13 protein-coding genes are annotated in these 8550 nt (G+C 58.0%); 5 read left to right on the top strand and 8 right to left on the bottom strand.

Annotated elements, in window-relative coordinates; all coding sequences use genetic code 11:
• Positions 1 to 165: 165 nt before the first annotated feature.
• Together VGK48_16040 and VGK48_16035 are read left to right on the top strand one after the other, a co-directional pair.
• Positions 166 to 717, top strand: coding sequence for a hypothetical protein (locus tag VGK48_16040; GenBank protein ID HEY2382685.1), 552 nt, complete (start codon positions 166 to 168; stop codon positions 715 to 717).
• Complete coding sequence (locus VGK48_16035; GenBank protein HEY2382684.1) at positions 714 to 908, top strand: hypothetical protein; 195 nt, start codon at positions 714 to 716, stop codon at positions 906 to 908. The genes VGK48_16040 and VGK48_16035 overlap by 4 nt, the downstream gene beginning before the upstream one ends.
• 76 nt (positions 909 to 984) lie before the next feature.
• On the opposite strand, the gene VGK48_16030 is transcribed toward VGK48_16035, so the two are convergent.
• From VGK48_16030 to VGK48_16020, 3 genes are all read right to left on the bottom strand, one after another.
• Positions 985 to 1314: a hypothetical protein gene (locus tag VGK48_16030; GenBank protein ID HEY2382683.1), complete on the bottom strand. Its 330-nt coding sequence runs from the start codon at positions 1312 to 1314 to the stop codon at positions 985 to 987.
• A 344-nt stretch (positions 1315 to 1658) separates the two neighbouring features.
• A complete protein-coding gene (locus tag VGK48_16025; GenBank protein HEY2382682.1) occupies positions 1659 to 3179 on the bottom strand; it encodes a TIGR03435 family protein in 1521 nt (506 codons plus the stop codon).
• Positions 3176 to 3718 (bottom strand): sigma-70 family RNA polymerase sigma factor, encoded by a 543-nt coding sequence (locus VGK48_16020; GenBank protein HEY2382681.1) that lies wholly within the window; start codon positions 3716 to 3718, stop codon positions 3176 to 3178. Before VGK48_16020 ends, VGK48_16025 begins: the two co-directional genes overlap by 4 nt.
• A gap of 264 nt (positions 3719 to 3982) precedes the next feature.
• Between VGK48_16020 and mutT the strand changes: the two genes are divergently transcribed.
• From mutT to VGK48_16005, 3 genes are all read left to right on the top strand, one after another.
• Positions 3983 to 4369, top strand: a complete 387-nt coding sequence (gene mutT, locus VGK48_16015; GenBank protein HEY2382680.1) for an 8-oxo-dGTP diphosphatase MutT — start codon at positions 3983 to 3985, stop codon at positions 4367 to 4369.
• Between the two features lie 57 nt (positions 4370 to 4426).
• Positions 4427 to 4654, top strand: coding sequence for a hypothetical protein (locus tag VGK48_16010; protein HEY2382679.1), 228 nt, complete (start codon positions 4427 to 4429; stop codon positions 4652 to 4654).
• Positions 4655 to 4788: 134 nt separating this feature from the next.
• The gene (locus VGK48_16005; GenBank protein ID HEY2382678.1) at positions 4789 to 4998 is read left to right on the top strand and encodes a DUF1918 domain-containing protein; all 210 of its coding nucleotides are present in this window, start codon (positions 4789 to 4791) and stop codon (positions 4996 to 4998) included.
• Here the strand turns inward: VGK48_16005 and VGK48_16000 are convergent.
• The 5 genes from VGK48_16000 to rplS all read right to left on the bottom strand — a co-directional run bounded on the left by VGK48_16000 (position 4995) and on the right by rplS (position 8490).
• Positions 4995 to 6851 (bottom strand): C39 family peptidase, encoded by a 1857-nt coding sequence (locus tag VGK48_16000; GenBank protein ID HEY2382677.1) that lies wholly within the window; start codon positions 6849 to 6851, stop codon positions 4995 to 4997. The genes VGK48_16005 and VGK48_16000 overlap by 4 nt on opposite strands.
• Positions 6848 to 7228: a hypothetical protein gene (locus tag VGK48_15995; protein HEY2382676.1), complete on the bottom strand. Its 381-nt coding sequence runs from the start codon at positions 7226 to 7228 to the stop codon at positions 6848 to 6850. The genes VGK48_16000 and VGK48_15995 overlap by 4 nt, the downstream gene beginning before the upstream one ends.
• Before the next feature lie 55 nt (positions 7229 to 7283).
• The gene (locus VGK48_15990; protein ID HEY2382675.1) at positions 7284 to 7820 is read right to left on the bottom strand and encodes a thiamine phosphate synthase; all 537 of its coding nucleotides are present in this window, start codon (positions 7818 to 7820) and stop codon (positions 7284 to 7286) included.
• Complete coding sequence (locus VGK48_15985; protein HEY2382674.1) at positions 7817 to 8059, bottom strand: hypothetical protein; 243 nt, start codon at positions 8057 to 8059, stop codon at positions 7817 to 7819. Before VGK48_15985 ends, VGK48_15990 begins: the two co-directional genes overlap by 4 nt.
• A 71-nt stretch (positions 8060 to 8130) precedes the next feature.
• A complete protein-coding gene (gene rplS, locus VGK48_15980) occupies positions 8131 to 8490 on the bottom strand; it encodes a 50S ribosomal protein L19 (protein HEY2382673.1) in 360 nt (119 codons plus the stop codon).
• Positions 8491 to 8550 lie beyond the last annotated feature (60 nt).

The raw sequence follows: 8550 nt of genomic DNA, 5'->3' as shown, positions 1-8550 counted from the left end.
CCTCTTCATGCTCGGGGAGATCAAAGGCGAACTGTTGGAAATCCGCAAACTCTCCGCCCGCGTCTCGATGCTCGAGCAATGGCAGGCGTGGCTCAAAGGCGCATGGGCAGTCCTCGCCGCGGCGCTCGCTTACATGACCCGACAAATCTACTGGAGGTAAAAACCATGTTCACATTTTTGATGCAACATCAATTCTGGGCAGCCGTGATCCTCTGCTGGATCTTTTCCGCCGCAGTCTCGGCCATGCCTGAAGCAAAACCGAATGACCCGGCAGGCTATCTGTGGCTCTTCCGTTTCCTGCATTCCATCGCCGGGAACCTCACCACGGTATTCGGGAACAAGCTACCGGGATTCAAAACCTGGACTCTCGTTTTGATCCTCCCGCCGCTGCTCTCGGCGACAGCGTGCGCGGCCAACCAATACACTGTCCATCCCGGCGCCGTAAATCAGGCCGACTCCGTCACCTACGACACGTTGCTGGTCGCAGAAACCGCAATCGACAACGCTCGAGCCGACTATCAGGCCGGAATTCTGCCCGACAGCACCAAGGCCGCATTCAACACGCTCGTCCGCAGTTACACCGTGGCGCGCGCCGCCTGGCTGACGTATCGCAGCGCGGTCGCGACCAACCTTCCGTCGACCGACTCCTTCAACCAACTCAACCAGAACCTGCTCGACCTGAGTAACGCGTTGCGCGGGTTCGAGGGGGTCCAATGACCGACCTGATTCTGCAAATTCTTCAGCTCACTCTGTCGCTCGCGCAGGCGCAATTGAACGGACAATCCGGGCAGAGCCTTGCGATCGGCCAGATTCTGCTCCAAATCGTTCAGAAAGGCGCCGACGCCTATCGGCTTCACACCGGTCAGCCGCTCGACGTATCGCTGATCCAGCCCGAAGCGCAGATATGAACGGGCGGTGAGGATCACGCAGCCAGGATCGCCGTCGGCTGCGTGATCCTCAACGCGTTCAAGGCTCCGGACGTCCTCAGTAAGGCGGGTACCGCCAAATCCACTTTCGCTTGCTGGAGCGAAATCGGATTTGCAGATTTTCGCGCCGCACGAAATCGTCCAGCTTCTCTCCTACGAAATCAATTGCATGCTGGAGAGCGACAAAGGGGTCTTCTCCCCATGGAGCCACCACACGCTCGTCACCGATGCCCAAAATTTGAACTGCACAACGATATTCAGGCTGCGCCGGTGGCTTCGACGCTTTGCCGACGAAAGGTGCGCCAAGGCGAACGGTAACAGGCAGAGATGTGCCGTCACGCCGGAACAGCATAAATGCACGCTCCGCAATCGGCTGATCGATCTTCATCCGCTTCGATTTGGAGGGCGACCGCCGTTTAAGGTCGTCGTTTGCTCCGAACGGCGTGAATAAAGACATGGTCCCTCCTGCTTTGTTCATCATGCCTCACATCGGTTCCAGGTGCTTCTCGGGCAAGACAACAACCCGACTGAAGGAAAGGCGCGGTTCGGAACAATACCAGGCAATGAAACTGATCATGGAGAATGCTTGCCGAGGATCGAGCCGAAGACCTCCTTACCCAGGTAACCTGAGGTCTCGGAAGAGACTCTCTCGACGTGGGCAATGACAAGCACGCCGACCTTGACTTTCTCGTTCGATCCGCTGAAGTCTCACGATTGACATGTCGCTCAATATCAGTTCTCCGATGGTCTAAGGGCGCGGTCAATCGTCAGTACCTCAACAGGCGCGCGCGTTGCTTCTACTTTGAGGCCGAGTTGTTCCTGAATGGCAGTAAATAGAGATGGGCCCGAAAGCCCGTCGGTCTCCGCTCCGACTTGGCTGCCAATCGGGGCATATTGGATGTCGTAGTTGAATTCTCCCGATATGCCAGTGCGGTCCAGAACGGTTCGCCTGGTAGCATCCTGTAGTTGGACTGCCAGATCGGCCATCGATTTCTTGCCGCCCATAATATGGAAGGATCTCTGTTCGCCTCTTCCAGCCATTCCAACGAATCCCCGAGATGGCTCACCCTCTTTCCATGGAACAAGTTTCGTTGTCCCTGTTATGGGCAACAAAGAATAGACCGGCATTTCTTTCGTTACGGTTCGCACCGCAAGCTTGAAACGATCGGCTAATAAAGTAAGGATCATTCTTTGAAGAATAGGCGCATGCCCCGTATCCAGTTGAGGCCGTATGTATACCGGAGAGCCTTCGGGCATCAGCGCTTGGATGACAAAGCCGTCCGAACGGACCCAATCCGGTCCGCCCTGGAGCAAATCCCCGTTCTGTTCAAGAAAGATGCAATCCTTTCCATAAGCAATGGCAATGAGCCGGTAAAGTGTCACGGCGTTCGCTATAAATCGCCTCGGCTCGAGTTGGATATCTCCTCCGCACGCCTGGGGTCCGGCTCCGCGCCCTCCACCCCGGCTGGGATCGGCGATGTGGATTGAAGCAACCTCAAAAGCGGCGGTACCGGTCGAATTTGCACCGCCGGGCGGGTTGACTGGCTGAATCGCAGGTGCCTGTTCTTTGGCCTGAGGCAGTAAAGCTAGATACTCTGGAGCTCTTCGACTCCACGAGATCTCCTCCGCAATTGCAATCGCAGACATGGTTGCTCTTGTCGAAAGCTGCTTGCCGGCGGTGAGCTCCGACGATTGCGTGCCTTGCTGCACCTGCACACTTCCTTCGATCACCGCGACGCGTGAACCCGATGTTTCGGCAGACACAAAGAACACGGTACCAGTGACAGAAACCAAAACGTCCGCTGTCTCGACGTAGAGATGCCCGTGTCGTTGTTTTGCGGCATGGATGATCACACCGCCGTCATTTAAACGAACGCGCAGTCCATCGTCGGCATTTTCCAGCGCCATTTCGGAGTATGCCCGCATCTCGATTTGAGACCCATCGGAAAGGTTCACTATCTTGTTCGCGTCGTTCGACCGCACGATTCGTGAGTCAAGAGTGCCCCTGGAGCGCAGGACCTGTAAAACTGAGGCCGAGATAATCATCAATATGAGCCCGGCCGCGGTTATCGCTATCGTCCGCTGCCACGGGAAACCGGGTTTGGTCGAGAACAGCTCGTCGCCTCTTGCGTCTTCTTCCCAAGCGACAGTGGACTGCAGACGTTCGGATACCCGTCCGCAAGCCTGTTCCGTCTGTTCGTCCGATGGCAAAAGACATTTCAACGCAATTGCGATGTTTTGTTCTTCGCTCATTTCTTTTCTCCATTCGAGGAAGCCACCAGCAATGTCCGCAGCCGATTCCGCGCCCGGAACAGCGTCACAGTGATCGTGCTGCGCGCTCTACCCAGTAACTTGGCGATTTGGGGTTCCGTATAGTCGTGAACATAGCGCAGGATCAAAATCTCGACTGTGCGCGGCGAGAGAGTTGAGATCGCCTCGTGGAGCCGCCGGACAGTCCCTTCATCGACCTTCGAGCCAGGCGGACTTTGCGCGACGTCGAGAAAGTGAAAGTCTCCGGTCAACACCTGACGCCGCTGAAGTCGAATTTTATTTAAAGAAACGTTGACGGCCGCCCTGTAAAGATATCCGGCAGGGTTTTTGTAGAGCGCGTCCGGCACCGCACGGGCGAGCCGCAAGAAAATAGTCTGAAGAACGTCCTCGGCGTCTTCCCTGTTTCCAGTCACCACACAAGCGGTCCTATAGACCAATCGGGAATGCTCCCGGAAAAGAACCTCCACCTCCGGCGTAAATTGCGGCCTCTCGATTCCGGACATCGCTCTAATCGTCGACATATTTCAAATTGTTAACAATCGTCAGGCCGGAAACGTTTACAAGAGGAAGAAATATTTTTCGTGAAGAAGGTGGACACCGAAACCAGCACATTAAATATGCAGTATTCGGTTTAAGGGATTTGGGCATGACTTCGTTAAAATGCGACAAGACCATGGCGGAACTCCTCCGGCTTAAAAGCAAAGACTACCGGCGCTTTATGGATGTCCTGCGCCGGAGCGATTGTCTGCTCGGCTTCAGGCCTTATCGAAGATTGGCGGCCGACAATGACTGTTGATGTTGTTGCGGCGATCATCCGGCGCGATGAAAAAATCCTGATCACGCAGCGGCAGGGGCATGTCCATCTTGGCGGGCTATGGGAATTCCCGGGCGGGAAGGTGGAAGCCGGGGAGTCTTATGAAGCGGCGCTTGAGCGCGAGATCCGGGAGGAACTCGGGGTCGATATCGCGGTTGGGCGCGAATTTTTTACTGTCGAACACGCATACCCTGCGAAATCCGTGCGGCTGCATTTCTTCGACTGTTCGATCCTCGGGGGCGAGCCGCAGGCTCTCGACGTGGCGGACATGCGATGGGTTAAGCCTTCAGAACTCAGTCAGTTCGAGTTTCCGCCGGCCGACGCGGAACTGATCCGGAGGCTGCGTTCGGGGCAGTGAACAAGAGCACGCGCAGTTTGGAAATCAAGCTGCTTTTCGAAAGCGTGGAGGCCGGTCATGTCGTCGTTATTCAATAAAGTTGGAACGTGGTTTCGAAGGCCGGAGCCTCTGCCCGCGCAATGCGCACTCTGCGGCCTGCCGCCGGGGAAGGAGTACATGATTCCCACCGACGAGCCGATTCTGCACCCGCACAAGTGCTCCCGCTGCCACAGCGTGGTCTATGTTCCCGGACCGGTGTTCCTGTGCGAAGTCTGTTCGGAAAACGTTCCGCAGCGCGCCGCCTGAAATTTCTCACCGGCAGCGGAACGCCGCTGCCACCTGAAATGCCATGAAAAATGCGTTATAGCCGATGATGGATTCTGTTTGTTAGCGTACAGATACGTGTATCTATTCTCCATACTTCGGATGTTCACTGAGTGATGCTTCGTAATCCACAGGAACAGCGGCCGAAATTCAAGGCCGGCGACCGTGTGGTCGTGGTCGGGCCGGGAGTGCATCGTGAACGGCGCGGCATCGTCGCCGAAGTCCGCCATTCCGGCGATTACGTGTATCGCTACCGCGTCCGTTTTGCCGACGGCGCCAGCGAACAATTCTTCGGTTTCGAACTGGCGCCGGTCGAAGGGGATTAGCGCGCGCTGTCGATGAAGAGCGCGTGGCTGCCTCCGCGCACATCCCATCCCGCCGAAACGCTGAAGGTGAAGGCGGCCATCACCGAGACCTTCAGTTGAACTCCGCTGTCCACCAGCCACGGAGATCCTGACCCGATGCGCGCGGCGTCCAGGAACGGTCCGGCGCGCACCCCGAACAGGGATTTGTCGAACAGCGGCCTGGTGAAGTCGGCATTCATCAGAATGAAATCCCGGGTCACGGGAGCCGCCCCTTTCCGGCCGTCCGGCGACGTTGCGGGATGGCCGCGCAGCCGGAGATCGCTGTCGCGATCGACGCCGAGAACGAACAACTGGTCGAAAGGCAGGTCGCCGAAACTCTTTCCACCGCGCAGCCGCACGCTGGCATCGGACCAGCGGGCGGAGACATCGCCCTGGGTTTGAACGAAACGGCCGGCAGGCTGCGCGAAGAATTTTCCAACGCCGGCAGAAATCGCGCTATCGATCGTCAGCCGCTTTTCCGGCACTTTCAGCAGGGAATGACGCAGCCCGCTGTTGTAGGAAATCGCGCGCCCGCCGGTATACGCATTGGTGAACGAACGCCGGGTAAGCGCGGCGCCGTTTGTCCAGGTCCAGGCATCATTCAGGATCGCATCGGTGGAGCCGGAGAGTTCTGCGCGCTTCATATTGAAGCCGGCGGTGGGAAGCTGCCAGTTCTCATCGCGGGCATCGAGGTTGATCCGGTAGCTGAGGCTGGAATTCAGCCGAAGCGGCGACGTGAGGGAAACGTTGACGCGCTTTTTCTGAGCGTCCCAGCGGACAAGCGATTCGATGTTGATGGCCCGCCGGCGAAGATTCCACCAGGCAGGATACACCGTCTGGTACGGCATTCCGCGCAACCAGGCGAGGTAATTCGCGCCGTTGCGCTCGGAGGCGTGAAGCGTGATGTCGAAGTCGTCGCCATCGGCGGGCGTCAACTCGAAATGGTAGCGCGGGAAAATTCCAAGCGCATCGAGGCGGGCGCGGGTTGCGTCATATTCCCGGGCATCGAGTTCGGCGGCGCGCGAGAACGCGAAGGTGTGATCGAGCAGCACCGGGTCGATCCGGAGCGGAGGATCGATGCGGACGCCGCGGAGCCGCGGCTTGCCCACACGGTTCCAGTATTTCAGCGCCGCGTCGAGATTCCCGTCGAGCAGATACGACGCCGCCAGAAAGTCGTTGGCGAACTCGTCTTCAGGCCGGGCGCGCAGAACCGATTTCAGATGTTGTTCGGCGCCCGCGAAATCCTTCGTCCGGAAAGCCGCACTCGCCAGCTCCAATTCCGAAGGATCGAGCGCGGCCCGGAGCGGCGGCGGAGTTTCGGTCTGGCCCGCTTCCTGGATGGGCAGCGCCAGCAGTGTCCAGTTGTCCGTGGCTTTCCAATCGGCCTCGAATTCGCCGCGGCGCATCGGAACGAGTTTGCGCTCGGCGGGATCGTTCATCCAGACGAGGTCCTGAGCGGAATCGACGCCCACGACGACGACGTAATGCAGCGGGATCCCATGGGCGTTCCGCTCGAGGCAAACGATGAGCGGACGCCCCTTCGAGATATGCGCGGCCAGATCGTCCCATCCGGCATTGAACGTGAACACCTGAAAACCGTGTTCCTTCAGGTAGCGCTCCATGTCGCGGGCGTAGATTCCTTCGACCGGTTTCGAGTAAAGCCGGCGCTGGATATTCTCGACATCCGGAGTGGCAGGATGTTTCCAGTACTGCATCACCATCCAGATGGATGCCGAACCACAGCCGTTTTTGCTCTGATGGACGAACGGAACGTCCAGCCACAGTCCGGCAGCGAGCTGAACCGCTTGAAGAACAAGTAAGGCGGCCCGGATCACTTCACCAATATAAGAACGATAACCGCCGTCGCCAGCGCGATCAGAATGTAGGTGATCTGCTCATTGTTCAGGGCTCCCGCGGCGAAATCATTCTGGATATGGCGGGTTTGATCGGCGAGTCTGGCCAGTTCGTTATCGTCCAGAGCAGAAACCGCTTTCTGAACACGTTCGGGGGCGATGTGCGCGGACTGGAGCGCCTGGTCCGGTCCATTGCCGGAAAAGAAGGAACGAACCTGATCGAGGTTTTCTTTCCTGGTTTTTGCGGAATCGACGAGGGCCTGCTTCAGTTCATCTTTGGAAACAATGGGGGCTTGAGCGTACGCGATCTGCGAAATCATTAGGGTTATGGTGATCAGCGCAACCAGGCAAGACTTCATCGGCAATCCTCCTTTGAGTTATCGAGGATTGCGTTGTGCAAGTTTCGCTCCATCGTCATGCGTGATGCTGAAAAAGACGGATGCCGGCAATGCCGGCGGCGCCGGCGTTCAAGACTTCGCCGGCAGTCATCAGGGTGACGCCGCCGATGGCGAGCACCGGAATCTTCACGGCCGCGGCCACGTTCCGCAGCGGTTCGAGGCCGACGGCTGTTTTTCCGGGCGAATCGAAGACCGGACCGAAAACAACGAAGTCCACGCTAGCGCGTTCGGCCTGGACGGCTTCGGCGATGGAGTGTACCGACATGCCAACCATCCGTACCAGTCCGCGCACGCGTTCGGGCGGCAGGCCGTTGCCGGGAAGATGGACGCCGTCGAGGCCGGCGGCGAGCGCGATGTCGAGACGATCATTGACGAGGATGCGCGTTTTTGTTCCGGCGGCGAGAGTGCGAAGCCTGGAGGCCAGCTCGAATAATTCCCGGGCCGGAAGGTCTTTTTCCCGGATCTGGATCATATCGACGCCGTCGTGAACCGCGCGTTCCGCGCAGACCAGGATATCGCCGCGGCGGCGGTCCGTGACGTAATACCGGATCATCCTTTGACGATTTTAAATGATTTCCAGAAACGATTGAGTTCGCCCAGACCGAGAAACAGATCGACGACGCCCAGGCCGGAGACGGCGCCGCGAACGAAATTGTTCAGCAGAAAACCGCGCATGGGGAGATAGAGCAGGAGGACGTTGTGTTCCCAGAGGCCGGACCACGGTACAAAGACGAGGAAGAGGCCGATCTCGAAGCAGAAGAGGATGAAGGAAACTCCCAGAAGGCGATTCATGCGTTGGACGGTAAGTTCGCCGCAAAGGCGCAAGACTCGATGCCTGCGCCTTGCGGCCGCTCCTCTTTTGCCTACTCGGCGGTGGCTTTCGCTTCTTTGATGCGTGCCGCCTTCCCGCGCAGCTCGCGGATGTAATAGAGCTTGGCGCGGCGGACGCGTCCCGCCCGGACCACTTCGACCTTGTCGATGACCTTCGAGTGCAGCGGGAAGATGCGTTCCACGCCATGTCCGAAAGAAATTTTGCGGACGGTGAAGGTTGCGCGAACGCCGCCGTGTTTCTGGGCGATGCAGACACCTTCGAAGACCTGGATGCGCTCTTTGTCGCCTTCCTTGATCTTGACGTGAACCCGGATGGTGTCGCCGGGGCGGAATGTCGGAAGATCCGTCCGCTGGTGTTTAGTCGTAAATTTAGTCAACAACGCGTTCTGCATGAAATTTTCCTTGAATCTTCTATCTTATACGAAGTACGGGGAAATTGCTCGGCGGCTTCC

The organism is Terriglobia bacterium (assembly GCA_036496425.1).
In the GTDB taxonomy this organism is placed as follows: domain Bacteria; phylum Acidobacteriota; class Terriglobia; order 20CM-2-55-15; family 20CM-2-55-15; genus 20CM-2-55-15.
Note: the sequence above shows the minus strand (reverse complement) of the source record. Positions and strands in the feature narration are given on the sequence as shown.